Genomic DNA, 25568 nt, shown 5'->3' with positions numbered 1-25568 from the left:
GAAAATGCCCTGTTAATTAGACTTTGGGTTATGTTTTCGCAACTTTAGGTTAATTATTAATCGTTAGAGTAGAAATTAAAATTAGTTGGTGTATTGTAATATATGATCTTTTTGATATGTGTATTAACTAAACACAATCCGAAGAAATAAAAAAACAACTGAAGGAAACACACACAAATGCGAAAAACTCAGCTTAGCTGTGCAATCGTCGCTGCACTGGCATCCACCTCTCTGGCGGCGCAGGATACGGGCGCGCCCGCTAAACTTGAAACCATTGAAGTTACCGCCACAAAACGAAGTGAATCAATTCAAGACGTACCTGTTGCGGTTTCTGCACTTGACGGAAAAGCGCTAGAAAATCTTGGTATTGATAATTTCCAAGACTACGTAGAGTTTTTACCTAACGTTGTATTCCAGGGGACGGGCCCAGGCCAAAACGAAATTTACATTCGCGGCGCTGCTACCACCCAATCAAGTATTACCCTTTCATCGGTCCAAGCGCTTCAGCCGTCTGTCGCTTTCTATCTTGATGAAATGCCTGTTTCCATGGCCGGTCGAAACTTAGATATTTTCGCTACCGATGTAGAGCGTGTAGAAGTACTCCCCGGGCCACAAGGTACGTTATTCGGCGCCAGCTCACAGGCAGGTACTGTTCGACTTATTACCAATAAACCCGACCATTCTGGTTTCGCCGCTGGTTTTGATACCAGTATTTCCACTACTAAAGGCGGAGATATGAGCAATACGGTTGAAGCCTACTTTAACGTTACGCCAACCGACAACTTAGCTCTTCGTGTTGCTGCGTATAACGAAAGCCAAGGTGGTTGGATAGACAATATCGAAAACGACCCAAACAACGGCGGCTATATCGGTAGTGCTGTGGTTATCGACCGTATATCAGGTGGTGCGCTTCAGGCTCAAGGTATAGACCCTGCTGATATGGATACACGTCGTGAAATTAACGGCTTTAATCGAAGCGAAGCTGCGGTAGTAACGCCAAGAAACAGTGAGCATGTAGAAGATAACTTTAACGATGCGGTTTATTCAGGTGCGCGTTTCGGCTTGTCTTACATTATCAATGAAGATTGGGATTTGTTGGTTCAGCACACCGAGCAAACGCTCGACACCGAAGGTGTATTTGCATACGACCCAACGGTAGAGGGTGAAAGCTCTGCAATTCGCTTTCAAAGCGATGAAAATTCTGATGAATTCGGTTTAACAACGTGGACGCTGAACGGCCGCCTTGAAAAACTCGATGTGGTTTACACCGGCGGTTACTTAGATCGCGAAATTGACACCCTTACCGACTACACGGGTTACACAAACGGTGGTTTGTTTTCGGCATATTACGTGTGTACGCACTATGAAACACCAGATAATCCAGATGACGCACGTTGTCTTGACCCAAGCAAGTATTACAAAGAAGACACCACAAGCACTCGCTTAACCCACGAGCTACGCTTCAGCACAACCATGGATACACCATGGCAGCTAACCGCAGGTGTGTTCTACGATGAACAAGAAGTGGGTTCAGTAGGTCAGTTCAAAATTGCTAGCCCCGAGATTTTCGAGAACTTAGCAAGTTCGTGGAACGCGCTTGCAGGCGATCGCGGTATTAACAGCGACGGCGGTCCTTTCTCGCCAGAAATCAGTTTTGTTAACGACGTTACCCATACTATTGAGCAAATCGCAGTATTTGGTCAATTGGGTTATGAAATTACCGACACAGTAACGGCTACCGTTGGTGCTCGCTGGTATCAGATTGATGATATTTACCGTGGTGCAACGTCTACCCGTGACGTAACAAGTCGTTTAGAAGCCTATGGTCAAGGCGTTTTAGACCCAGCAGTTTACGATGACCTAGACCTTGACGGTCAAGGTGTTGTAGACGCAATACAAGACGGTTCTCTAGATATAGGCTTGTTGGGTGACGACGGTGTGTTAACCGTAGACGACACTATCTTCAAATTTGGTCTAGATTGGAAAGTAAACGAAAACGTATTGTTATTCGCAAACTATTCAGAAGGTTTCCGACCACCGGTAACCAACCGTTTAGGTGGTGACGCAGCAGCGAATAACACGGGCGCGTTTGCAGATTTCCGCGTGCCGGTTTATTCAACCACAGATACCCTCGATAACTATGAAATTGGCCTTAAAGGTGATTTCTTAGACGGTATCTTACGTGTCAACGCAACCGGTTATTACTCAGAAATTTCAGACTTGCAGACCTCTCGCTTCGACCCTACCAACATCAGCTTCTTGGTATTTACCGATAACGTAGGTGATGCAGAAGTTAAAGGTATTGATGCAGATATAACGTGGTTGGCCTCTGATAACCTAGTTATTAACGCAGCGTTCAGCGTGTTAGATACTGAACTAGTCAGTATCAACTCTGAACTTGAAGGCATTGCAGCAGGGGTGGGTAGCAAATTACCGTACTCTGCAGACTTCTCTGGAAACATTAGTGCTCGTTACTTCTTTGAGCTAGATGGCGGTAAAGAAGGTTTCGTTAATGCATCACTTACGTACACTGGCGATCGCCTTGCTGGCATGGTCATGAATGCCTACGCCATGGAAGATGCCACGCGCTTGATTTACGGTACAGGTTCTGGATTGAAGATTGAAGACGAAGGTGAAGTGTTTAACGGTGCGACCTACCCAGGCGCAGACGGTGAAACCATTCGCGGTGGTCGTTATATCCAAGAAAGTTACGTAATTGGTAACGTTTCAGTGGGTATGTCGTATGAAAGCTGGAAAGTTGAAGCGTTTATCGACAATGTTTTCGACAAGTCGGCTATCTTAAATATCGATACCCAGCAGTACACGCCTAAAGTCGTGACGAATCGTCCACGTACTATCGGCTTACGCTTCTCTTACGATTATTATTAATAGTAAGCGATGATTAATATTATAAATTAATCATGTAAAAGCGTTTAAACGGCAGACTTTACGTCTGCCGTTTTCATTACTAATGCTTGAAGAATTAGGTACTATTAATTTCATCGAATTAACAGCACTGCAAACAGGCGCTACTAAGAATTATAACGAAGGCTATGACACCAGAAGATATCCAACATGAAATACGCGCTATTAAACAAGCGCTGCAACGCGCTCAATTCTTATTAGCCAATGAACGCGTTGAACACCTATTGTCCACGTCGCTTAGCGAGCAGCAACGCTTAGAAGTCCATTATCTTGCAGCGGTTACACATAGAATGGCAAAGCAATATGATGAGGCCTTTCGTCATATCAACGTACTGCTTTCACTTTCTCCCGATTACGGCAGGGCGTATCAAGAGCTTGCTTATTGTCATGAAGCGAAGGGCAACCGTAAAGAAGCGTCGAGCGCGTTTTTTAAAGCAACGCATTTTAATCCCGCGCTAATCAGCAGTTGGAAAAAACTGCTGTCAATTTATCAACGTCACAATGATGCCACTGCGGTACAAATGGCAACCAAGCAAATAGCGCACTTGCAGTCGCTACCAGCGCCTGTATTAGGGGCTTACGACCTTATGTACGAAAAGCAGTTCGCTGCTGCAGAGCAGGTATGCCGGCAGTTTCTGACCAAGCACAAGCACCACCCCGAAGCAATGATGCTACTTGCTGAAATAGGCATGCAACTTAAGGTATATAGCGACGCTGAGTTTCTTTTAGAAAGCTGCGTAGAGCTTTATCCAGATAATGAAAAAGCAGCCTTAGCCTATCAAAATGTGCTGTCTAAGTTAGGTAAGTTTCCAGAGGCGGTACAAGTGGCTCGCCAAAGGTTAAAGCATAACCCCACTAGCTTTAGTATAAAAACCAGTTTGGCCCATGCGCTTGTTGGTGTAGGGCAATTAGACGAGGCAATTGCTGTTTACCATGATGTACTTGCAGAAAACCCGGATAGACCCAAAGTGTGGGTATCGCTTGGCCATGCGTTAAAAGCAAAAGGGGATACGCCTGATGCGGTTACTGCGTACGAAAAGGCCATAGACTATGCCAGTGACTACGGCGACGCCTATTGGAGCCTCGCAAACACGAAAACCTATAAGTTTAGTGACGCACTACTTGCGCAAATGTCTGAACAGCTAAACAGCAATGCTATAAAGTTAGAAGATAAAATACATGTGTGCTTTGCCCTAGGTAAAGGGCTTGAAGACCGGGGAGAGGCTAGCAAAGCCTTCAACTATTACCAGCAAGGAAACAGCTTAAAGCGCAGCACCCTTCAATTTGATATTGCAAGGACAGAGGAAGCGCTAAACGCACAGCAGCGCGCTTTTTCAAGTGAAGACTTTAATAAGGCAGAAGGTTTCCAAGCGCCTGACCCTATCTTTATTGTTGGCTTGCCGCGTGCAGGCTCAACGTTATTGGAGCAAATTCTCGCGTCACACTCAAAAGTCGATGGCACCATGGAGCTTCACGATATATTGGGCATTGCTTCATCGTTAAGTCATCAAAAGACGCCTTATCCTTTGAACGTTAATGCGTTAGATGGAGAAACGCTTGAAAAGCTTGGCGCGCGTTATATCGAGCAAACACGTGCTTACCGACAAGGCGCACCATTGTTCATCGATAAAATGCCCAATAACTTTATTCATATTGGCCTAATTAAGAAGATACTGCCTAACGCTAAAATTATCGATGCGCGAAGAAATCCTATGGACTGCTGCTTTAGCGGCTTTAAGCAGCTATTCGGTGAAGGGCAGGAATTTAGCTACTCGCTTTCCGATATTGGGCGCTATTACAAAGCTTATGAAAAGCTTATGGAACACTGGCACGCGGTGCTGCCGGGAGAGATTCTTACCGTACAGCACGAAGAGGTATTAGACGATTTAGAAGGCCAGGTCAACCGTATCCTAGATTTTTGTGGGTTAGACTTTGAAGAAGCATGTTTAGCATTTCACCAAACTAAGCGGGTTATTAAAACGCCAAGTTCTGAACAGGTTCGCCAACCTATCTATAAAACAGGAATGGGGCAGTGGAAACCTTTTGATAACTATTTAGCTGACCTAAAACAAGCGCTAGGTGGAAACACATCGGTGACAAATAATTGAGTGATAGACAAAAGTAAAAAAGGTCATGGCTGTCTTAAAGTCAATGTCGTTTGGATAGTCGCTACTACCGCCTAAGAAATAAGATACAGCGCCTTCTTTCGTTAGGCGACATGTTTGAGAGCCAAAGTTAAGCGTAGGTTTGAATAGCACCTTTCCATTTAGGTAAGCTGTTACGCATTAGACATTAAAAAATGTTAACCATTCTTAATCTAATTTTCAATTTTCGACGTTACAACGTTATATGGTGTCGAGTTTGTAAACTCGAATACATGGAAAGCGACGACTTGTTGAAGGTTTAGTCATGAATGACGTTACACAGCTAATATTGATGTATTTCATTATACCGCTGTGGTTCATAGCGGGGATAGTCGACTGGTTTTGCCACCGCAGCAGTAATATCGCTGCTACCGCCGGGCCGAAAGAATCCTTAATTCATCTATTGATGTTTTTAGAGGTGGGGGTTCCACTTTTTCTGGTTCTTCTTTTTGAAGTGAATAGCTTAATTATTGCTGTAGGTATAGTGTTTTTCTTGTTACACGAGCTTACCGCACTGTGGGACGTTAGCTACGCCGTATCGAAAAGACGAGTCGGGCCTATTGAGCAACATGTGCACAGCTTTTTGGAAATGATACCGCTGCTCGCATTAATTTTGGTGATTGCCAGACATTGGTCTCATTTTATAGCGTTATTTGGACTAGGCGAAAGCCCTGCTGATTTTGGTCTGCGGTTTAAGCAAGAGCCCCTTCCAACTTGGTATTTACTATCAGTTATAGCCGTTGCTGCCGTTTTAGAGTTTTTACCTTATGTAGAGGAGTTGATAAGAGGTATGAAAGCAAAAGAAAAAAGTTCACGAGAAAAAGCGACTTTGTCTTCAGATAAAGAAAACCAACGAAATAGAGAGGCGGACGTTTCACACCAAGATGCAGAAGCAGCGAGCCCCTATGCGTCATCTGTCGCAGGTGAAGAAGACCCAGGTGTAGCACTTGAAGAATGGGTGGAAAGCAATAAAAAGTGACGTTCTCATAGCGGGTGATAAAAAGTGAAGCAAAACCAGAGTCTTATTTATAGGGTGCCTTGTAGGCTTACAAAAGTTCAACAAGGCACCGCGATATGAAAAAGCGCTGTATAAAACGCAGTAGGTAAACATCGCCGCTGCAGCAAAGGTAGTTACTGATAACTTAAAAGCCCGGCTAGTATTTGCGACGTTTAAGCCCTGTTTCCGCCAAGATCTTCGCTGAAATCTCTTCTATGGAGTACTTGGTACTATTTAAGAATGGGATTTTTTCCTTTCTGTATAAGTTTTCAACTTCCCTCAACTCCATCCTACATTGTTGAATAGACGCATATTTACTGTTTGCTCTTCGCTCTGAGCGTATTTGGTGTAGACGGTCGGCGGCGATGGTTAAACCAAACAGCTTGTGTTTATAGCGTCGAAGGGCAGGAGGAAGCTTTAACATGTCGCCCATGTCTTCTTCGGTAAACGGGTAATTAGCTGCTTTAATTCCATACTGAAGTGCTAAATACAGGCTTGTTGGTGTTTTTCCAGAGCGGGAAACACCGGTAAGAATGATATCTGCCTCATCGTAGTCTTTTAAGTTCGAGCCATCATCATTGGCCAACGCATAGTTTACGGCTTCAATTCTAATGTCGTAAGTGGTTTCGTGGATACTGTGAGTGCGGTGTTTTTCTGGTTTTGATGGAACACCTAATACTTTTTCGAGCGGAGCAACGAACTGATCGAGGAAATTGTAATTAATGCCCACCGATTTCGAAATAATCTTGCGAACATCTACATTCACAATTGTATAAAAAACGAGCGGTCGCTCTCCGGTGTCTTGAAAACTTTCAGAAATTTGCTGCAACACTTTATGAGCTTGTTCCTCAGTTTCAACGAAAGGAATGGTGTTGTGATTAAACGAAACTGGGAACAGAGAAAGCAGGGCGTGGCCAAAGACCTCTGCAGTGATGGCAGTACCATCTGAAATATAAAAAGCTGTACGCACAACATATCCTTAACATTGGTGTAATTTTATTACAAAAGTAATAAAGGGTTTACATTCTGAATTTCCCCATTCTAAGATGATTTCGTCGAAAAGCTACACGGTTCTTGTGAATGATGGCAATTATCAACAGGTTTGCTGTCAAACGTAATGGACGGCGTTATGGGTGATAACACCCACACATCGACAACAATTTGATTTGTTTCAGGCGATAATAAGCACAAACCTGGAACTTACCTCATACCCTACACATAAAAAAGCTGGAGGCTTGGGCTGTGCAAGAATACGTACTTTGGTATCAAGAACTGGGCATGCATGATGTGGGTCGCGTAGGCGGCAAAAATGCATCATTAGGCGAGATGATTTCAAACCTGGCTAACGCCGGTGTGCAGGTGCCGGGTGGTTTTGCTACCACCGCCGAAGCATTTAACGAATTTCTAGAGCAAAGTGGCCTAGAAGCCAGGATCCATGAAGTTTTAGATTCATTAGACGTAGATGACGTGAATGCCCTTGCTGAAGCGGGCAAGAATATTCGTCAGTGGATTATCGACACGCCATTTCAAGGCAAGTTAGAAGAAGAAATCAAAACGGCATTTGTTACCCTCCAAGGGGATGCGGGTGAAGAGGCGTCATTCGCGGTGCGCTCTTCAGCCACGGCAGAAGATATGCCTGATGCGTCATTTGCCGGTCAGCAAGAAACTTTCCTAAATGTTAAAGGTTACGAGTCGGTTCTTGTGGCGATTAAACACGTGTTTGCGTCACTGTTTAACGACCGCGCGATTTCTTATCGCGTACACCAAGGTTACGACCACAAAGGTGTGGCGCTGTCTGCGGGTATTCAGCGCATGGTGCGCAGTGATATCGCTTCATCAGGCGTTATGTTTACTATCGATACAGAGTCTGGTTTTGAAGACGTAGTATTTATTACCAGTTCATTCGGTTTAGGTGAAATGGTGGTGCAGGGCGCAGTAAACCCTGATGAGTTCTACGTGCACAAACCTACGTTAGACAAAGGGCTTCCCGCCATCGTACGTCGTAACCTAGGTAGCAAGCTTACCAAGATGATTTACTCAGACGACGAAGCACACGGCAAACAAGTGTCCATCGTTGATATTGATGCTGCTGATAGCAAAACGTTCTCGCTTAACGACGATGAAGTGATGGAACTAGCAAAGCAAGCGCAAATCATTGAAAAGCATTACCAACGCCCTATGGATATCGAATGGGCGAAAGACGGCGTAGACGGTAAGCTTTATATCGTTCAGGCACGCCCAGAAACCGTGCGTAGCCGAGAAGACTCACAAAGCATAGAGCGCTTCCAACTAAAAGGCCAAAGCAATATCGTTGTTGAAGGCCGCGCAATTGGTCATAAAATTGGTGCTGGTGTAGCTAAAGTGCTCGACTCAATTGAAGAGATGGACAAAATTCAAGCCGGCGACGTACTGGTGACTGACATGACAGACCCTGATTGGGAACCTATCATGAAGAAGGCGTCTGCCATTGTTACCAATCGTGGTGGACGTACCTGTCACGCGGCTATTATTGCTCGCGAGCTTGGTATTCCTGCGGTAGTCGGTTGCGGTAACGCTACTGACAGTATAAAAAACGGTGACAAGATTACTGTTTCTTGTGCAGAGGGCGATACGGGTTATATTTACGGTGACGAGCTTGAGTTTGACGTTGTCACTTCGCGTATAGACGCTATGCCAGATTTACCGTTAAAGGTAATGATGAACGTAGGTAACCCAGATCGCGCGTTCGACTTCGCTCGTCTTCCAAATGCAGGCGTAGGCCTTGCGCGTCTTGAATTTATTATCAACCGCATGATTGGCGTTCACCCGAAAGCATTGCTTAATTTCGATAGTCAGCCTGAAGAGCTGAAAGAAGAAATTAGCGACATGATTGCAGGCTACGCGTCGCCAACGGAATACTACATCGAGAAGCTAGTTGAAGGTATTTCAACCATTGGTGCGGCGTTCTCACCTGAGAAAGTTATCGTTCGTATGTCAGATTTTAAATCTAACGAATACTTTAACTTAGTTGGCGGTTACCAATACGAGCCAGACGAAGAGAACCCTATGCTAGGTTTCCGTGGCGCTAGCCGTTACATATCTGAAGACTTCCGCGATTGCTTCGCACTTGAGTGTGAAGCCATAAAGCGTGTACGCAATGATATGGGCCTTACTAACGTAGAAATTATGATTCCGTTTGTACGTACGTTAGATGAAGGGCGTCAGGTTATCGAATTGCTTGAAGAGCAAGGCTTGAAGAAAGGCGAAAACGGCCTTCGCGTTATTATGATGTGTGAGCTTCCTTCCAATGCGTTACTTGCTGACAAGTTCCTCGATATTTTCGACGGTTTTTCTATAGGCTCTAATGACTTAACCCAGCTTACATTAGGGTTAGACCGAGACAGTGGCGTGATAGCCCATCTATTCGATGAGCGAGATGAAGCGGTTAAAGCACTGCTTTCAATGGCAATTCAAGCTGCTAAAAAGCGTGGTAAATACGTGGGTATTTGTGGCCAAGGGCCGTCTGACCATGAAGATTTCGCAGCTTGGTTGGTAGAAGAAGGTATCGATTCGGTATCGCTTAACCCCGATACTGTGGTTGAGACATGGCTATACCTTGCTGAAAAGCACGGCTAAACCAATAGGTCTAACCCCAGATTAAGCGGGCAACGATCTAACTTAGACACAACGCGAACGCGAGGGTTAAAAGAGACCTTTCGATTAATGCCAGTCAGTTAAGCTGACTGGCATTTTTCTTTTTTGTTTCCCGCTTACATCAAGCGGAGTAGCGGTTTAAAACAGATCTGTGCCAGCAGTATATTCCTTAAAAAAACGATGGTTATTTAGGAAAAATATGGGTTTTTAGCCGCTAATAGCATGACTTTGTGTAATTAAAAATGTAATATTACAAAGTGACTTTCACATCAAATTTCAGATTAATAACTAACTTGGTTGAACTCTTATGGCACATAATGACAGCACGGTTTCAGTAAATACTTCCGAAGAAAATGTTATGCAATCAGGCTCTGTGGCAGAGCAGCTGGCGCAAGCCCAAAAAGAAATTAACGAACTAAAAATGCAATTAATGTGGATGGAACGCAACTACGAATAAGTGTTGTGTCGCATAGAGCTAGAATTGAAACGGTAGTTTACTTTCAAAAACGATTGAGAGTTATGAAAGTTTACACGTGGGCTTTCATAAAGCTTTCATAAAGGCTTTTATAGCGTAATCTACAACATGCGTGGCGCATTTAGCTAAAAGCTTATTGCTACTAGCGCTGAGCATTACCGTATTTATATGCTATCGTGATTAGTATAAGAAAGCGGTCAGAGGGAAAATGGCGTATCAATTCAAGTTTTTTGCACAGCCAGTAATTAGTAATGTAAGAACCTTCTGTGAAGCAGCGCTTGTTGAATTCACAATTGGCTTGATTTGCGCAGTATTTGCGTATGCAAGCTATGGTATTTTTATTCATCTTTTTGTAGCGTGCGTCATCATATCTTTTGCTTGTTTTTGCCTTAGTATTTACAACCTTTATAGTCTTCTCTCGCACCCATAGCAGCTTTTCGCAGTGTGACCTTAAGTTAGCTAGCGGAGCCAAGGCACAATAGCAAGGGAAAATTAGCTATTAAACGTAGGCAGTTATAAAAAAGGGTAATCACTTCAGTGATTACCCTTTTTTCTGTCTGCATCAATACCGAAATAAATTTTATTTGCGGTAATGGTAAGTTTCTAAGCTTTAAGTTGGTCACCTATAGGTAACTGTCGAATACGCTTACCGCAAGCAGCGAAAATGGCATTACATAGCGCAGGCGCGTATACCGGCGTTGCTGGTTCTCCCACACCTGCTGGAGGTGCGTCGCTTTCAATTACCTCAACTTCTACCTCTAGCGGCGAGTCGCTCATTCGCGGCACACGGTAGTTATGGAAGTTACTTTGCTGTACGCGGCCTTTATCAAACGTGATACCGTCGCTAATGGCCGTGGTGATACCAAATACAGAACCACCCTGGGTTTGGTTTTTAACGGTATCAGTATTTACTACCGTTCCTGCATCAATAGCCACCCAAGATTTGATCACGTTTAAGTCGCCTTTGTCAGAGACTTCTACTTCCACCACTGTGGCAACATAAGTTAGAAAGCTTCGGTGCGCTGCAATGCCTAAACCTCGTCCTTTTGGCATTTCCCGGCCCCAGTCAGCCATGTCAGACACTTTCTCTATCACGTTTTTAAGGCGAGACGTATCAAGTGGGTATACCGATTTGTCGCCCCAGTAATTGTTGTACTCGGCTTTTTGCTCGGTAACATCTAAAATTCTGTCAGGACCGATAACTTCCAGTAAGTAATCTTTAGTATCTTTCCCCGCTTTGTGCGCTGCTTCATTGATAAATGATTGCACTGCAAAAGCGTGAAAGATGTTCGATACCGAGCGCATCCAACCAATTCGCGCTTTAGCCGGTGCTTCACCACGCTCTAACTTCATGTTTGGTGTCAGGATTGGGTTATCAGTAAAGCCCAAATCTAACTCAAAACTGAAGGGGGCGTTGGCACCTTCTTGAAAGGTCGAAGCAATAGGCGAGAAGGCGGTTCTATGCAGGTACGCGTCAATCTTACCGTTTTCGTCAAGCGCCGCTTCAACGTGTTGGGCTGATACCGCGTGGTAAAAACCGTGCTGAATATCGTCTTCACGGGTCCACTGTACGCGAATTGGTTTGCCCGTTTTCATTGAAAGGTAAGCGGCTTCAGCGGAAAAGTCAGGCTTAGATTTACGGCCAAATGCCCCGCCTAGCATGGTCACGTGAACATTGATTTTCTCTTTGTCCATGCCAACCATAGCGCCAACGGTTTCCATATCAGCTTGTGGGTTTTGTGTTGCAGCCCATATATCTACGCGATCTTTGTAATACATTGCCGTTGCACATGGTGGCTCCATAGGGGCCTGTGCAAGATGTGGAACGTAATAATCGGCAATGAGCTTGTCGCTGGCGTTTTCTAAAACGCTTAGCGCATCGCCTTTCTCCCTAACAAGGGTTTGCGGTGCGTTTACTGTACTAAGCAACTGCGCTTTAAAACTTTCTGAGTTATAGTCGCCGTTAGCACCGTCATCCCATTCTACATCAAGGGCTTTTCGCCCCTGCCAAGCTGCCCACGTATTGTTAGCAATAATGGCAATACCGCCTTTGGGTTGAAACTGCGGTGCGCCTTTAGGCGCAGGAATTTCGATGACATCTACAACACCGGTAACCGCTTTTGCTTTGCTGGCATCAAAGCTTTTCACTTTACCGCCCACCACTGGAGGACGCTCGATAATAGCAACCAGTGCCTTGGGCTCACGTACATCGGCGGCAAATGTTGCCTTACCGGTTACAATGTCCTGAAGGTCAATATGCGCCATGCCCGTATTGATGTAACGCCATTCTTTTCTTTCTTTAAGCTGAAGCTTGTCTGCTTCTGGCGGCGTAATGGTTAATGCGTCGTCGATAAGGTCTTTATAAGCGATAGACTTGCCAGAGTTATGGCTAACCATGTGTTGTTCGGCAATACAGCTACTAGGCTCAACACCCCAACGCTTGGCTGCGGCGTGTTGCATCATGTAGCGTACGCTTGCGCCCATCTCGCGAAGGCGCTGCATGTTGAAACGAATGCTGCGTGACCCGTCTGTGTTTTGGTCGCCGTATTTAGGGTCGCCCTTACCCTGAATAACAATCACTTTATCCCATGCCGCTTCCATTTCATCCGCAACAATTTGCGCAATAGCGGTGCGGATCTGCTGGCCCATTTCACTGCGGTGGCAGGTTACTTCAACCATGCCGTCAGGGCGCAGTGCAATAAATAAGTTTGCGCGCTTTGCATTTTCTGCTGGCTTAGCTAAAACGCCAGCCATAGCACGTGGCGCACTGCCCATAAAATATGTGCCTAACACCAAGGCACCTGCGGCAGCGGTAGACTTCAAGAAACTGCGGCGGTTCATGTCGAAGTATCTATTTTCGCTCATGCTTCTTCTCCCTCGGTTGCTGGGTCGAAGTAATTCACACCAGCGGTGGCGCTGATGGATTTAGAAGCAGACTTTATTGCTTTGTGAATACGAGGGTAGGTGCCACACCGGCAAATGTTGCCTGACATGTTCTGTACAATCTCTTCGTCGCTAGGCGTTGGGTTCGTTGAGAGTAGGCTAGCTGCCTGCATAATCTGTCCACATTGACAAAAACCGCACTGAGGCACTTTATGTTCAACCCAGGCTTTTTGAACCGGATGGTCGCCGTTTTCGCTTAAGCCTTCAATAGTAGTGATCTTTTTACCCTGAACCGCCGAAACCGGCAGAACACAGGAGCGTTGCGCCATACCATCAATATGAACGGTACATGCGCCGCATTGAGCCATACCACAGCCAAATTTAGGCCCTGTAAGATTTAATTCATCACGAAGGTACCACAACACTGGGGTTGAAGGATCACCTGCAAATTCGTGTTTGTTACCATTTACGGTAAACGTGATCATGGTCTTGTCTCCATAGGTAAACGATAGATATACGCTAGCCCAATATTAATAGGGCCTCTCACCCAAGCGGCATACTGTGCAATAAGCGCATTACACGTGTTATATCTATACGGTTCCGTTGCCTGATAATGCGAACTATCCAAGACGCTGCGCATACTAGGATATTTGCCACTGTTTTTATTATTAAAGGCTTCGCTATTTATAATTAAGATTACGTTAACACGCATTATACGAATACGCATATACATAAGTTTAACTGCTAGCAGGCTGCGACTAAATGGTGTCAGAGGTTATGGAAAAATGCGAAAGAAGCAGCCCGTTGAATAGGGGTAAGACTGGTTTACGAAAAGTAAGAGATTCGAATTTAACGAAGTCTTCTCATTAGCAAGAAGCGATCGATTTTTCGCGCCCCCGTGGTCATGGTTTTTTGACTGTATTTTAGCCAGCCTCTAGCGCGGGGCCAGTCATAGCTTAACAGCATTAGCCCACCGACAACCAGTAAGATTGAGCCAGGAAGAAGCGTTAGAACGATCCCGCCAATAAACAAGATAGCCCCTAATGTAAGTCTAACTATTCGCATGAAAGTGAACGCTCGTTATTAAATGTAATAACAACAGTGTGAGTGAAAATGGCGTATTTGCCAATAAAATAATTGTAAATGTTTGTATGGTGCCGTTGTTACATCACGTTGCGTACCGCAGCGCGGTAAGCTATTGATGAATAAGTAGCCACTTGATATGAAAAGCGAAGATAACCGCTTAATTACGGTGGATCGCTACCCAGAAATAAAGTACAAAGAAAGACATGCAAGGGCATTAGAAGCTTGCGTAATTCCTATGAGAAAAAGCGCTACGCATATTTGTGCTGGCGATTTATAACGATAAGAAAGAGAGCAGTTATGGCAGAACAACAAGAAAACCAACCAGTCAGCGAAGAACAGCGCGCAGAATGGGTAAGAGAACAGTTTCAGAAAGCCAATAAGTTTCTCGCAGAAAATGGCGTACTGTTTGACTCAGTCACAACAGAAGAAAGTCGCTATTTAATGCCTTACCTTGCGGTGTGGAAGATAAGAGCAATGGACGGCAAACAATACTGGGTAATTAGCGGAGATTTACCTACCGATTACACGTCAGTCGACAATGCTGCAGATGCGAAAGATGTGCTGCGTCATTTCGCTATGCATTGGCAGTTAAAAGCTGAGAATTTGATTAATGCAGAAGGGGCAGACGATAGTCAAAAAGCGTTTGGCGCATTACTCATTAACCGCGCTGAAAGCTTGTTCGCTATGCAAAATACACCCGATTTGTGGGCTTAATAACGTTTTACTCGCCTTAATGCAATTGGGTTACGTCTGGCAGAGGGAATCGCTCTGCCGGGCATTTTAAACGCTGTCGAGGCACCCCAGCATCCATAAATACCTGACCATCAGGAATAAAACCAAGAGACTTGTGGTAAGAGACACTTTCTAAGTTACACACTACCTTGATAATGGGAAGGTTGTTTTGCTTTGCAGCTTTCAACAACGCTTCAAATAGCACGCGGTATACGCGTAAGGTTCGGTAAGAGCGCTTAACGGCTATGTGGCCAAGTTCACCTTTTGTTGTTAGGCGCCCGGTAGCGATGGGGTCGTTATTAGCATCAACAATTAACACGTGACACGCTGAACTGTCGTGCTCATCGAATTCACTGGCCTCGGGAACGCGCCATTCCAAAACGAATACGTGTTCCCTTAGTGCTTTTAGTCGATGTTTATCCTTCTCCCAATCGACGTTCTTTACGGTAAACGTCATACGTGACTGTTATCCCTCGAACCATTCCCAGTAACCATTATTGATAAGTGTAGTTAAGGTTTCTAAAAATGTAAAAGACGGCGCATCCTGACAACATGTTGCGTTCAAAATTGACCCTGATGCCAGCACTTCAAACCATTCTTGGTCATTTTTAGCGAAAGTAAATTGGCTACCGTTTACATAGAGCGCACGAGGTAGGCCTCGCTTACCGTCGCAAAGTAACGCTCTAACCCCAGGGGCAGGTGCAAAGCTCATACCCGCGGCTAGGTCGTTTGAAACCTGCTCTAGGTTAACTTCGTTATCTAACGGGTACTCTGGAATACCTTGTTCGCTCATCGCTTCTAATAGAGCAAGGGTAAAATCTTCACCGTTAATTGCGTCAATGAGCTGTTGCTTGAGGGCTGCGATATCGCTTGTGCTCACCAACGCCGGGTTATTTTGGTGTGTACGCCCAATATCAGTAAAACGATAGTTGTGCGCGCCTTTATCTAGCATCATCGCTAAACTCTCTGCTAGCTGAAGGTTGTCCGGAGCGCGATAGCCTACTGAGTAGGTCAAACTATCTTCCACTGTTTCGCCGTCGTGAGGCCAACCTGGCGGCACGTAGATCACATCGCCGGGTTCGACTACAACGTCAATAACTGGGGTAAAACGTTCAATCTGTCGAAGTTTAGGGTGAGGAAAGACCTCTTTATAATCACCAGGTTGACCGACACGCCAACGACGCTTTCCTTTTCCCTGAACAAGAAATACATCGTACTGGTCGATGTGGGCACCAACCCCAGCGCCGTTCGTTGCAAAACTCACCATTAAATCGTCTAAACGCCAGTGAGGAACGAATGAAAAGGGCGATAAAATGGGCGCAACATCTGGCACGTACTTGTCTACACCTTGAACCAACAGTGTCCACTTGCCCTGACAGGCATGGTCAAAGTCAGTAATGGGCCCTTGTTCAACATGCCAGTTTCCCTGTACGTTGCTGATCACTCTTGCATCCACCTCAGATTCCTGTGCGAGCCCGGCAAGGTCGTTTTCATCGATAGGGTCGTCAAAATCTGTGAAAAATTGCTTAATAACCACCGGCTTTTGCTGCCAATAGTGCTTAAGGAAAGTATCGGCATCAAACCCTTTTCCGGCTTGTGCATCAATAAAGTACGAAGTGTCGTTGGTGCGCATGGCGTCTCATTATTTTAGTGTCAGTTTACAGTTTAACGCGAAAAGCGCTAAACGTTGCTATTGCCAGCATTATCAAATATTGATGAACGTATTACCACCTTGCACCTTAAAACGGCGCAATATTACGCGCGTGGTATGGTGTGAAAAAATTACGCGCGAGGTATGGTGTGAAAAAATTACGCGCGAGGTATGGTGTGAAAAATCGTGCGATTGATTAACAAATATGCGCAAGAATACCTTCGGCTTTAGTTTTTAAGTACTTGGGGTAAAGCAATAGGTGGTTGCCATGGAGTAGCGGCCTATTGTGTTCAGGACTTATTAATAATGAGCCGCTTCTATCACACATTGCAATTGTGTTTGGCGCCGTAAACTGCTCTAACATGGCTGCACGGTTAACGGTCGCTCCCCAAATATCAAAATTTCCAAGGCGGCGAGATGATCGCCCTGCAATGACGGAACCTGTCGCTATACCTACACGTAAATAACATGAAGAAGATACCAAAAGTGGATGGCTATTCACTTCGTCTCTGGCTTTACACGCAAAGTGAAATGCCGAGGAAACAGCATCGCGAACAGACCGGCAAAGTGATTCTTTGAGTGAAGCGCGCTGATGAATATTCGTGTTAAAACTGCGGGGAAGAATGTGCTTCGGACGAGCCGAAAACCCAACGGCGATATATTGATCGCCATTAGTTTTTAGTGGGGTTAATTGATGTAGGCGGGCAAATTCGTCGAACTTTTCAAATAGGCCTTCAATAACTCCCATACATGTCATATCGCCATAGTCAGCGGCGAACTGCTGAAAGCCAGAAAGATCGGCAAAAATCACAACCGTATTTTCTACACGCTGTTTGGTAACCCAATTGTTTGTGGGTGGTAACGGTATATCGATAGGTTTGTGCAACGCCATTCGCTCGCCCTGTATTGTTCGATTGGGTATTTTATTTACTGGCATAAAAAAACGCGGTGTTTTACGACCGCGTTTTAGTGTAATGGAAAAGCGTTATGCTTATAACTGATCTACAAGCCTGATTGCATCGCCAATATAGGTCGCCGGAGACAGTGCTTTAAGCTCTGTTTTCGCGGCCTCAGGCATGTCTAGGTTGTCGATAAACTCAGCAATAACGTCTGCATTAACTTTCTTACCGCGGGTAAGCTCCTTAAGCTTCTCATACGGCTTTTCTATGCCGTAACGACGCATTACTGTTTGAATGGGCTCGGCCAGTAGTTCCCAGTTGTTATCGAGTTCGTTAAGCAAGCTTTGCTCGTTAACTTCTAGTTTGCTGATGCCTTTAAGGGTTGCTTGGTAAGCAATTACCGCATAGCCCACACCGACACCTAGATTACGAAGCACTGTGGAATCAGTCAGGTCGCGCTGCCAGCGTGAAATGGGAAGCTTGGCGGCAAGATGGTCAAAGATTGCGTTCGCTAAACCTAAGTTACCTTCTGAGTTTTCAAAGTCGATAGGGTTAACTTTATGCGGCATGGTAGAAGAACCAATTTCACCCGCTACGGTTTTTTGCTTAAAGTGACCCAGTGCAATGTAGCCCCAAACATCACGATCGAAATCGATAAGAATGGTGTTAAAACGAGCGATAGCATCGAACATTTCTGCGATGTAGTCGTGTGGCTCAATTTGCGTAGTAAACGGGTTCCAGGTCAGGCCTAGTGATGTAACGAAGCTTTCTGATACGCCGTGCCAATCAACGTCTTTATACGCTGACAGGTGCGCGTTGTAATTACCCACCGCGCCGTTGATTTTACCAAGCAGCTCAACCTTTGCGATTTGGCTGCGCTGGCGTTTTAAGCGAATGGCTACGTTTGCCATTTCTTTACCCATAGTGGTGGGCGAAGCAGGCTGACCGTGGGTACGTGCCATCATTGGTACGTTTTGATAGCGCTTAGCAAGTTCTACAAGCGCATCAATAAGCTTATCACAGTAAGGAAGAATAACGGTCTCGCGAGCTTCGCGGAGCATTAAACCGTGAGAAAGGTTGTTAATGTCTTCAGACGTGCAAGCAAAGTGGATGAACTCGTTTACCGCTGAAAGCTCACTGTTGTCGGCGACTTTCTCTTTAAGGAAGTATTCAACCGCTTTTACATCGTGGTTGGTAGTGCGCTCAATTTCCTTGATGCGCATAGCATCTTCAACACTAAATTCAGCCACAATGTTGTCAAGTAGTGCATTTGACTTGTCGCTAAAGGCAGGAACTTCTTTAATTTGTTGGTGAGTAGATAGCATTTGTAACCAACGTACTTCTACTTCCACACGGTATTTTAATAAGCCGTATTCACTGAAAATACTGCGTAATTCTACGCTTTTGCCAGCATATCGACCATCGACAGGGGAAATTGCAGTTAACTGACTCAGTTCCACCTTAAGCTCCTCACTAGTTTATTAATCGTAGTGCTTTTACAGCACTGTTAAGAATGTGTTTGCGTTTAAATAATATGTTTCTTCGTTTGCCGCCCATTTGACGCCACATTACAGCAGCGCGTACGCCAGCAAGAAGAAGTGCTCGTACTTTATGCTGTGTAGCGGGTTGGCCTAGATAATCTGGATTGCCTGCCACCTGAATACGGGGGGCTAGTGGGCTGATGATATCGCTGTAAATGCTTGCAAGAGAGGCAACAATTTGCGGGTTTTGAAAGTCGACATGGGCAAGCTGGCGCTGGACGTGTGAAATGCGCTCACCCAGTTCATTCATGGCCTTTGGTTTTCGTGCTAATTTACGCTCTAACCCTAGAATGCTCGCAATGTAGCGGGTTAGCTCGGTATCTTTGGTCGCTTGTTTATCTGACAGTTGTGCAGCAAGCGTCGTATATCCGGTTTTTAGGTTATTAAGCTGGCCGAAAACCTGCTGGGGAGTATCGGGGTCGGTAACCAATATACTCGACAAGCTTGCTTCTAGTGCTTCGTTATCGGCTGAGCCTCGTCGTGCAAGCTGCTGAACAAGTGCAGCTGCTTGACACACCCCGGCGAGGGCAAGGTTATTTTCTATATCGGTATCTAACATCAGCGAATATAACTCTCAATAATACCGCCACCAAGGCATACTTCATCAATATAAAATACCGCAGATTGCCCCGGCGTTACCGCCTTTTGTGGCTCATCAAACATCACTTCAATGGTGTCGTCTTGAGTCGGCGTTATTGTACAAGGGATATCGGCCTGACGATAACGGGTTTTAACTACAGCGCGCATAGGCTCTGTAATCGTTTTTCTATCTACCCAGTGCAGCTGTTTTGCTACCAAGCCTTTAGAGTAAAGGCGAGGGTGGTCGGCACCTTGGCCCACAATAAGCACGTTGCGAGCAACATCTTTATCAACTACATACCAAGGGTCGTCACCGTATTTCGCCAAACCACCAATGTGTAGCCCTTTACGCTGACCTAGTGTGTGGTACATTAAGCCTTCGTGCTGGCCAATTTCTTCACCCTCTGCGGTTTCAATAACCCCAGGTTGAGCGGGAAGGTACCGCGCTAGAAAATCTTTAAACTTGCGCTCGCCGATAAAACAAATCCCTGTAGAGTCTTTCTTATCATGGGTGATAAGGCCTTGCTCTTCAGCAATTTTGCGAACTAATGGCTTTTCGATATCGCCAACCGGGAAAAGGGTTTTAGCAACGTGCTCTTCGCCAAGCGTGTAAAGAAAATAACTTTGGTCTTTGTTGTTATCTAAACCGCGAAGCATCTGCCATTTGCCGTCTACCTCTCTGCGGCGCACGTAGTGACCGGTTGCAATGTAGTCAGCGCCAAGGTCTTCGGCTGCAAACTCCAGAAACGCTTTAAACTTGATTTCTTTGTTACACATGATGTCTGGGTTTGGCGTACGGCCGGCTTTGTATTCCTCTAAGAAATACTCAAACACGTTATCCCAGTATTCAGCAGCAAAATTAATAGTGTGTAGCTCAATACCTAGTTTATCAGCTACCGCCTGCGCATCTTTTAAATCTTCCGCTGCAGCGCAGTATTCATCGTTGTCATCCTCTTCCCAGTTTTTCATGAAAAGGCCTTCAACCTGGTAACCCTGTTGTTGAAGCAGGTAGGCTGAAACAGAAGAATCGACTCCGCCGGACATGCCGACGATTACTTTTTTGCTGGCGTTAGATTCAATATCACTCACTATGGATTGCACACTCATTTGATTAATAAAAATGAAGCCTGTAGTACTAGAAATCAAAGCATTGAGTACGGTTTAAGCTACTTGCCAAGCAAGTGCGCCACATCAAATGGCAACGCTGCCGAAATCAATGGAGAATTTCGTTTAAAGTCTCTACTTTGTAGGCCCGTTTTCGAGGTCGCGGATTTTATCAGAATACGCAGGCTAATTCACATTTAATCCTTATCCACTTTTGCTATTAAATATACGATAGACATCGCGTACCTCGTTCGCGCTTAAATAGTGTGGCCAAGGCTACTAAATTCAAGGTTAAGCAAGCAGGGGAAACCAACTGAGTTACACCAAAAATAAGGCGCTAAAAACAGACGTACTTACCGTTTTCTATGCCGTCAATGGTCCAACTGCCCACGCGATATCTTATTAAGCGTAGTGTAGGGTAGCCCACATGTGCAGTCATTCGTCGAACTTGGCGGTTACGCCCTTCGGTAATAGTAATCGATACCCAACTAGTAGGGATCGACTGCCTAAATCGCACGGGTGGGTTTCTTGGCCAAACTTGAGGCTCGTCCATTGCTTTCACTTTGGCTGGGAGGGTCATACCGTCTTTAAGTTCTACGCCATCCCTTAGCGCCTGCATGGCTTTCTCATGCATGATACCCTCTACTTGAACCCAGTACGTTTTGCTGGTTTTAGCTTTTGGGTTGGCAAGCTTGTGTTGAAGTTTACCGTCATTGGTAAGCACTAATAGACCTTCTGAATCACGGTCTAACCGTCCTGCGGCGTAGACATCGGGAATATCTATATAGTCTTTCAGGGTTTCTCTGCCATCAGCGTCTGTAAACTGGGATAGAACTTGAAAGGGCTTATTGAACAGCACCACTTGAGAGTTTGAAGACATGACTGGTTCGCTTGATTGTTATTGAAAAATACGCGGCAATTCTACGTTAAATGGCGTTGTTTGGCTTTAGAAAAAAACGTTCAGTTAATTTCATTTGCTATTAACTTTGTCGATAAAATCATTGATCTGATGTGTTAAGACAATGGTATGACTTGTAACTCAAACTTTCGACCCTATACTAATGGACGCTCCCATTTTTATAAGAGAGTGCATCTGCATAATTATTAGACAGTTTTGGCAGTGATAAGCCGGCTTGCTTATACATCGTATCTCTAATTAGCGCAAACGTTGCTAGTGTTTGAGGTACATATTGCCAACATAAGGAATTGAATAATATGTGGGGAAGAAAACAGCAAGTGACTACATGCTGATTTAGCATGTGGTGGAAAACATCAAATACGTATCGCATTGACTGTGGGCGCAATACAAATATTGCGGGTTAGTGCGACCTAATGGACTAAAAACGACAGTACCCTGTCGAGAAAATTGAGGTATATAATGACCAAGTCTAAGATCATCTACACGAAGACTGATGAAGCGCCAATGTTGGCGACGTATTCACTTCTTCCTATTATCCAGAAGTTTGCTGCAGCGGCAGATATCGACGTAGAACTAAGCGATATTTCACTTGCTGCGCGTGTTTTGGCAAATTTCCCTGAGTACCTTTCTGAAGAACAAAGAGTGCCAGACGCGTTAGCTGAACTGGGTGAGATGACCCAAGACCCGAACGTTAACATCATCAAGCTTCCAAACATCAGTGCCTCAATTCCTCAGCTTCGTGCAACGATTAAAGAATTAAACGACAAAGGCTTCAATGTACCAGCGTTCCCTGATTCACCTAAAAATGCTGAAGAAGAAAAGATTCGTGAGCGTTATGGTAAAGTATTAGGTAGTGCGGTTAACCCAGTATTGCGTGAAGGTAACTCTGACCGTCGTGCGCCTACTGCTGTTAAAAATTATGCGCGTAAACACCCGCATTCAATGGGTGAGTGGTCTCAAGCATCGCGTTCACACGTTGCGCACATGCGCGGCGGTGACTTCTACTCTGGTGAGAAGTCAGTAACAGTAGAAAAAGACGGCCACGTGAGCATTGAGTTCACCGGCAAAGATGGCAGCAAGAAAACCCTTAAGCCTCGTGTAGATTTGCTTGCTGGCGAAGTGATCGACGGCATGTTCATGAGCAAAAAGGCGCTTTGCGAATTTTTCGAAGAGCAAATTGAAGATGCGAAGAACACTGGCATTCTATTCTCACTACACGTAAAAGCGACCATGATGAAGGTGTCTCACCCCATTGTGTTCGGTCACTGTGTAAAAGTATTCTATAAAGACCTATTCAACAAATGGGGCGACCTGTTTGAAGAGCTAGGTGTTAACCCTAACAATGGTCTTGGTAGCGTTTATGATAAAATCGCAAGCCTACCTGAGAGCCAGCGCTCTGAAATCCAAAAAGACATTAACGCGTGTTATGCCGACCGTCCGCCAATTGCGATGGTTAACTCTGACAAAGGTATTTCGAACCTACACGTACCAAGTGACGTAATTGTAGATGCCTCTATGCCTGCAATGATCCGTAACTCTGGCCAAATGTGGGGTCCAGATGGAAAGGAGCACGACACTAAAGCGGTTATCCCTGAAAGTACATACGCCACTATTTACCAAGAAGTTATCAACTTCTGTAAGACACACGGTGCATTCGATCCAACAACAATGGGTACGGTACCTAACGTTGGTTTGATGGCGCAAAAAGCAGAAGAGTACGGTTCGCACGACAAAACGTTTGAACTAGAAGCTGACGGCACTGTGTCTATTGTTGACCAAGACGGTAACGTTCTTATCTCTCACGATGTTGAAGAAGGTGACATCTGGCGTATGTGTCAGGTGAAAGATGCACCTATTCAGGATTGGGTTAAGCTAGCGGTGACTCGTTCACGTCAATCGGGTATGCCTGCAGTATTCTGGCTAGATGACGAGCGTGCTCACGATGCGCAACTTATCAAGAAAGTTGAAAAGTACCTTCAAGACCATGATACGAACGGTTTAGACATTCAAATTATGTCTCCTGTACGCGCTATTCGCTACAGCATGGAACGTGCGCTTCGCGGTTTAGACACTATTTCAGTAACAGGTAACGTACTTCGTGATTACCTAACTGACCTATTCCCAATTCTCGAGCTTGGTACTAGTGCAAAAATGCTATCAATTGTTCCATTGATGGCGGGCGGCGGTCTTTACGAAACTGGTGCGGGTGGTAGTGCGCCTAAGCACGTTCAACAGTTTGTTGAAGAAGGTCACTTGCGCTGGGACTCGCTAGGTGAATTTCTGGCACTAGCGGTATCGCTAGAAGATGTTGCTATCAAGCACAGTAACACCAAAGCAAAAGTTATAGCTACAGCCCTTGATAAAGCGACGGAGAAGTTGCTTAACAATGGTAAGTCTCCGCTACGTAAAGCGGGCCAGCTAGACAACCGTGGTAGCCATGTTTACCTGGGTCTATACTGGGCTGAAGAAGTAGCGAACCAAACTGAAGATGCAGATCTTGCAGCGCAGTTTAAGCCAGTTTATGAAGAGCTATCAGCGAAAATTGATGATATCTTGGCTGAGATTGATGCGACTCAAGGCAGTGCACAAGAAATTGGCGGTTACTACTACCCAGACGAAGATAAGCTTTTTGCAACGATGTCTCCAAGTAAGACACTTAAAACTATTCTTGGCGCTTAATTACAATTTTCTCAGTTGATCGTATGACGTCTTAACGTTCAACTGTGATGACGTAATAAATAGCGTTATATGAACATTAAAAAGCCCGTTCACTGAAGTGAGCGGGCTTTTTTTTAACCTTCAAAGGCACGTTAACGTGCTTACGTGTTTAGCATACAAATGGTAAAACTTGGCGTTGCTTACATGTATCGAAAAGGGAAGGCTATTTTTTAAAGGAATTGTTTTAAGAGGTTGATTTTAAAGGAGTTGTTTTTAAAGGGCTGGGTTTAAGGAATTGGGCTTGAGTGCTTGTACTAAGCAGGGTATTACTTTGAAGGTATCGTTTGGGTAAGCGTGCAGATAACGTAGCGCGCCGCTAATTACTCAAATGCTAACGCAAAAATTGAAAAACGTGCTCACATAGAAGTTAACACAAAAGCTCAGATAATAATCGACACAATTATCCACACAGGCGCGAATGTACGCCTTTGCGTTTTATAAATGGCATAAAAAGCAAAAGCCTGACGGCAAGGTCAGGCTTTATAAATTCTTTTTACTAACGCTCTGGTTCTTCTTTGAAGCCAATGTTCTCAGCGTGTAGCCCTTTAGGGCCTTGCTGTACTTCGAACGTCACTTCTTGTCCCGCTTTTAGCGAACGGTAGCCTTCCATTTGAATCGTAGAGTAATGCGCGAAAATATCTTCGCCGCCGTCCTCAGGAACGATAAATCCAAAACCCTTTGCGTTGTTAAACCATTTAACTTTGCCAACCGCCATACTTCGACTTCCTCTTAATCCTTGAACTCACGAGTATATGCCCCCATTATAGATCCGGAGACAGGGTGGAAAGAGTATTGAATGTAACTAATATGAAGTTATAAATAGTTATCACTGTGCAATACCCAACACCACAATACAAAATGTAGATTTTTTAACCATATTATGTCAAGGGATAATGTGAATAAATTTATCCAAAAGTTTGTACACATATATCCCAGATAACCACTATTATTAAGTTATGAGTAAAGACAACGCTATTAGTATCGAAAAGGAAAAACAAAAAGACGCGCAGCGACAAAAGCCGCAGCCGCCTCCCATGTATAAAGTGTTGTTGAACAATGACGACTACACGCCAATGGATTTTGTCATTGAAGTACTCATGCAGTTTTTCAATATGGACGCTGAGAAAGCCAACCAACTTATGCTAACCGTTCATTATCAAGGAAAAGCCGTGTGTGGCATTTTTACTGCTGAGATAGCAGAGACAAAAGTGATGCAGGTTAATCAGTACGCACGCAAGCATCAACACCCGTTGATGTGCACGATGGAGCAAGCATAAGGTTT

21 protein-coding genes and 1 pseudogene are annotated in these 25568 nt (G+C 44.8%); 9 read left to right on the top strand and 13 right to left on the bottom strand.

What is annotated here, in order from left to right:
• Positions 1-177: 177 nt before the first annotated feature.
• Both ACX5J7_RS05495 and ACX5J7_RS05490 read left to right on the top strand, forming a co-directional pair.
• Positions 178-2889: a TonB-dependent receptor gene (locus ACX5J7_RS05495; protein WP_498706369.1), complete on the top strand. Its 2712-nt coding sequence runs from the start codon at positions 178-180 to the stop codon at positions 2887-2889.
• 164 nt (positions 2890-3053) lie between these two features.
• Positions 3054-5033: a tetratricopeptide repeat-containing sulfotransferase family protein gene (locus ACX5J7_RS05490; protein WP_498706368.1), complete on the top strand. Its 1980-nt coding sequence runs from the start codon at positions 3054-3056 to the stop codon at positions 5031-5033.
• On the opposite strand, the pseudogene ACX5J7_RS05485 reads toward ACX5J7_RS05490, so the two are convergent.
• Positions 5001-5189: pseudogene (locus ACX5J7_RS05485) on the bottom strand (metal-independent carbonic anhydrase family protein); the annotation flags it as partial. The gene ACX5J7_RS05490 and the pseudogene ACX5J7_RS05485 sit on opposite strands and share 33 nt — an antisense overlap.
• A 145-nt stretch (positions 5190-5334) precedes the next feature.
• On the opposite strand from ACX5J7_RS05485, the gene ACX5J7_RS05480 reads away from it, so the two are divergent.
• Entirely contained in the window at positions 5335-6048 is a 714-nt protein-coding gene (locus tag ACX5J7_RS05480) for a diguanylate cyclase (RefSeq protein ID WP_498706366.1), read from the top strand.
• 175 nt (positions 6049-6223) lie between these two features.
• Here the strand turns inward: ACX5J7_RS05480 and ppsR are convergent, their stop codons facing one another.
• Entirely contained in the window at positions 6224-7036 is an 813-nt protein-coding gene (ppsR, locus tag ACX5J7_RS05475) for a posphoenolpyruvate synthetase regulatory kinase/phosphorylase PpsR (protein ID WP_071951433.1), read from the bottom strand.
• 272 nt (positions 7037-7308) lie between these two features.
• On the opposite strand from ppsR, the gene ppsA reads away from it, so the two are divergent.
• On the top strand, positions 7309-9681 hold the full coding sequence (gene ppsA, locus ACX5J7_RS05470) for a phosphoenolpyruvate synthase (protein WP_015067087.1): 2373 nt from the start codon (positions 7309-7311) through the stop codon (positions 9679-9681).
• A gap of 325 nt (positions 9682-10006) precedes the next feature.
• Positions 10007-10156: a hypothetical protein gene (locus ACX5J7_RS05465; RefSeq protein WP_023559661.1), complete on the top strand. Its 150-nt coding sequence runs from the start codon at positions 10007-10009 to the stop codon at positions 10154-10156.
• Between the two features lie 621 nt (positions 10157-10777).
• On the opposite strand, the gene ACX5J7_RS05460 is transcribed toward ACX5J7_RS05465, so the two are convergent.
• From ACX5J7_RS05460 to ACX5J7_RS05450, 3 genes are all read right to left on the bottom strand, one after another.
• Positions 10778-13039, bottom strand: a complete 2262-nt coding sequence (locus ACX5J7_RS05460; RefSeq protein ID WP_498706363.1) for a molybdopterin cofactor-binding domain-containing protein — start codon at positions 13037-13039, stop codon at positions 10778-10780.
• Positions 13036-13542: a (2Fe-2S)-binding protein gene (locus tag ACX5J7_RS05455; protein WP_015067090.1), complete on the bottom strand. Its 507-nt coding sequence runs from the start codon at positions 13540-13542 to the stop codon at positions 13036-13038. The genes ACX5J7_RS05460 and ACX5J7_RS05455 overlap by 4 nt, the downstream gene beginning before the upstream one ends.
• 364 nt (positions 13543-13906) lie before the next feature.
• Positions 13907-14122 carry a PGPGW domain-containing protein gene (locus tag ACX5J7_RS05450; RefSeq protein WP_015067092.1) on the bottom strand — a complete coding sequence of 72 codons (216 nt, stop codon included), beginning with the start codon at positions 14120-14122 and terminating at the stop codon, positions 13907-13909.
• 157 nt (positions 14123-14279) lie between these two features.
• Between ACX5J7_RS05450 and ACX5J7_RS05445 the strand changes: the two genes are divergently transcribed.
• A complete protein-coding gene (locus ACX5J7_RS05445) occupies positions 14280-14420 on the top strand; it encodes a hypothetical protein (RefSeq protein ID WP_157669830.1) in 141 nt (46 codons plus the stop codon).
• Positions 14421-14440: 20 nt separating this feature from the next.
• On the top strand, positions 14441-14857 hold the full coding sequence (locus ACX5J7_RS05440) for a DUF4826 family protein (RefSeq protein ID WP_015067093.1): 417 nt from the start codon (positions 14441-14443) through the stop codon (positions 14855-14857).
• 16 nt (positions 14858-14873) lie between these two features.
• On the opposite strand, the gene ACX5J7_RS05435 is transcribed toward ACX5J7_RS05440, so the two are convergent.
• From ACX5J7_RS05435 to ACX5J7_RS05405, 7 genes are all read right to left on the bottom strand, one after another.
• Positions 14874-15332: a GNAT family N-acetyltransferase gene (locus ACX5J7_RS05435; RefSeq protein WP_498706358.1), complete on the bottom strand. Its 459-nt coding sequence runs from the start codon at positions 15330-15332 to the stop codon at positions 14874-14876.
• A 9-nt stretch (positions 15333-15341) separates the two neighbouring features.
• The gene (locus tag ACX5J7_RS05430; RefSeq protein ID WP_278385544.1) at positions 15342-16508 is read right to left on the bottom strand and encodes a cupin domain-containing protein; all 1167 of its coding nucleotides are present in this window, start codon (positions 16506-16508) and stop codon (positions 15342-15344) included.
• A gap of 214 nt (positions 16509-16722) precedes the next feature.
• On the bottom strand, positions 16723-17418 hold the full coding sequence (locus ACX5J7_RS05425) for an adenylate/guanylate cyclase domain-containing protein (protein WP_498706356.1): 696 nt from the start codon (positions 17416-17418) through the stop codon (positions 16723-16725).
• 99 nt (positions 17419-17517) lie between these two features.
• Complete coding sequence (gene purB / locus ACX5J7_RS05420; RefSeq protein WP_498706355.1) at positions 17518-18885, bottom strand: adenylosuccinate lyase; 1368 nt, start codon at positions 18883-18885, stop codon at positions 17518-17520.
• Positions 18886-18898: 13 nt separating this feature from the next.
• On the bottom strand, positions 18899-19525 hold the full coding sequence (gene hflD, locus ACX5J7_RS05415) for a high frequency lysogenization protein HflD (protein ID WP_015067098.1): 627 nt from the start codon (positions 19523-19525) through the stop codon (positions 18899-18901).
• Positions 19525-20652, bottom strand: a complete 1128-nt coding sequence (gene mnmA / locus ACX5J7_RS05410; RefSeq protein WP_015067099.1) for a tRNA 2-thiouridine(34) synthase MnmA — start codon at positions 20650-20652, stop codon at positions 19525-19527. Before mnmA ends, hflD begins: the two co-directional genes overlap by 1 nt.
• 334 nt (positions 20653-20986) lie before the next feature.
• A complete protein-coding gene (locus tag ACX5J7_RS05405) occupies positions 20987-21529 on the bottom strand; it encodes an rRNA large subunit pseudouridine synthase E (protein ID WP_015067100.1) in 543 nt (180 codons plus the stop codon).
• Positions 21530-22027: 498 nt separating this feature from the next.
• Here ACX5J7_RS05405 and ACX5J7_RS05400 point away from each other — a divergent pair, with 498 nt between their 5' ends.
• A complete protein-coding gene (locus ACX5J7_RS05400) occupies positions 22028-24247 on the top strand; it encodes an NADP-dependent isocitrate dehydrogenase (protein WP_498706352.1) in 2220 nt (739 codons plus the stop codon).
• A 535-nt stretch (positions 24248-24782) separates the two neighbouring features.
• Here the strand turns inward: ACX5J7_RS05400 and cspD are convergent.
• Positions 24783-25001, bottom strand: a complete 219-nt coding sequence (gene cspD / locus ACX5J7_RS05395) for a cold shock domain-containing protein CspD (RefSeq protein WP_014949330.1) — start codon at positions 24999-25001, stop codon at positions 24783-24785.
• 241 nt (positions 25002-25242) lie between these two features.
• On the opposite strand from cspD, the gene clpS reads away from it, so the two are divergent.
• The gene (gene clpS / locus ACX5J7_RS05390) at positions 25243-25563 is read left to right on the top strand and encodes an ATP-dependent Clp protease adapter ClpS (protein WP_014949331.1); all 321 of its coding nucleotides are present in this window, start codon (positions 25243-25245) and stop codon (positions 25561-25563) included.
• The last annotated feature ends 5 nt before the right edge of the window (positions 25564-25568 follow it).

The sequence above is a fragment of the Alteromonas infernus genome (genome assembly GCF_902705815.1).
This window is presented reverse-complemented; position numbering and strand designations above follow the sequence as displayed.

Coding starts and splice junctions, on each gene's coding strand:
- ACX5J7_RS05465 (WP_023559661.1), top strand. CDS start 10,007: ATGGCACATAATGACAGCACGGTTTCAGTAAATACTTCCGAAGAAAAT.
- ACX5J7_RS05455 (WP_015067090.1), bottom strand. CDS start 13,542: ATGATCACGTTTACCGTAAATGGTAACAAACACGAATTTGCAGGTGAT.
- ACX5J7_RS05490 (WP_498706368.1), top strand. CDS start 3,054: ATGACACCAGAAGATATCCAACATGAAATACGCGCTATTAAACAAGCG.
- hflD (WP_015067098.1), bottom strand. CDS start 19,525: ATGTTAGATACCGATATAGAAAATAACCTTGCCCTCGCCGGGGTGTGT.
- mnmA (WP_015067099.1), bottom strand. CDS start 20,652: ATGAGTGTGCAATCCATAGTGAGTGATATTGAATCTAACGCCAGCAAA.
- cspD (WP_014949330.1), bottom strand. CDS start 25,001: ATGGCGGTTGGCAAAGTTAAATGGTTTAACAACGCAAAGGGTTTTGGA.
- ACX5J7_RS05495 (WP_498706369.1), top strand. CDS start 178: ATGCGAAAAACTCAGCTTAGCTGTGCAATCGTCGCTGCACTGGCATCC.
- ACX5J7_RS05440 (WP_015067093.1), top strand. CDS start 14,441: ATGGCAGAACAACAAGAAAACCAACCAGTCAGCGAAGAACAGCGCGCA.
- ACX5J7_RS05450 (WP_015067092.1), bottom strand. CDS start 14,122: ATGCGAATAGTTAGACTTACATTAGGGGCTATCTTGTTTATTGGCGGG.
- ACX5J7_RS05405 (WP_015067100.1), bottom strand. CDS start 21,529: ATGTCTTCAAACTCTCAAGTGGTGCTGTTCAATAAGCCCTTTCAAGTT.
- ACX5J7_RS05445 (WP_157669830.1), top strand. CDS start 14,280: ATGAAAAGCGAAGATAACCGCTTAATTACGGTGGATCGCTACCCAGAA.
- ACX5J7_RS05435 (WP_498706358.1), bottom strand. CDS start 15,332: ATGACGTTTACCGTAAAGAACGTCGATTGGGAGAAGGATAAACATCGA.
- clpS (WP_014949331.1), top strand. CDS start 25,243: ATGAGTAAAGACAACGCTATTAGTATCGAAAAGGAAAAACAAAAAGAC.
- ACX5J7_RS05425 (WP_498706356.1), bottom strand. CDS start 17,418: ATGGCGTTGCACAAACCTATCGATATACCGTTACCACCCACAAACAAT.
- ACX5J7_RS05480 (WP_498706366.1), top strand. CDS start 5,335: ATGAATGACGTTACACAGCTAATATTGATGTATTTCATTATACCGCTG.
- ACX5J7_RS05430 (WP_278385544.1), bottom strand. CDS start 16,508: ATGCGCACCAACGACACTTCGTACTTTATTGATGCACAAGCCGGAAAA.
- ACX5J7_RS05400 (WP_498706352.1), top strand. CDS start 22,028: ATGACCAAGTCTAAGATCATCTACACGAAGACTGATGAAGCGCCAATG.
- ACX5J7_RS05460 (WP_498706363.1), bottom strand. CDS start 13,039: ATGAGCGAAAATAGATACTTCGACATGAACCGCCGCAGTTTCTTGAAG.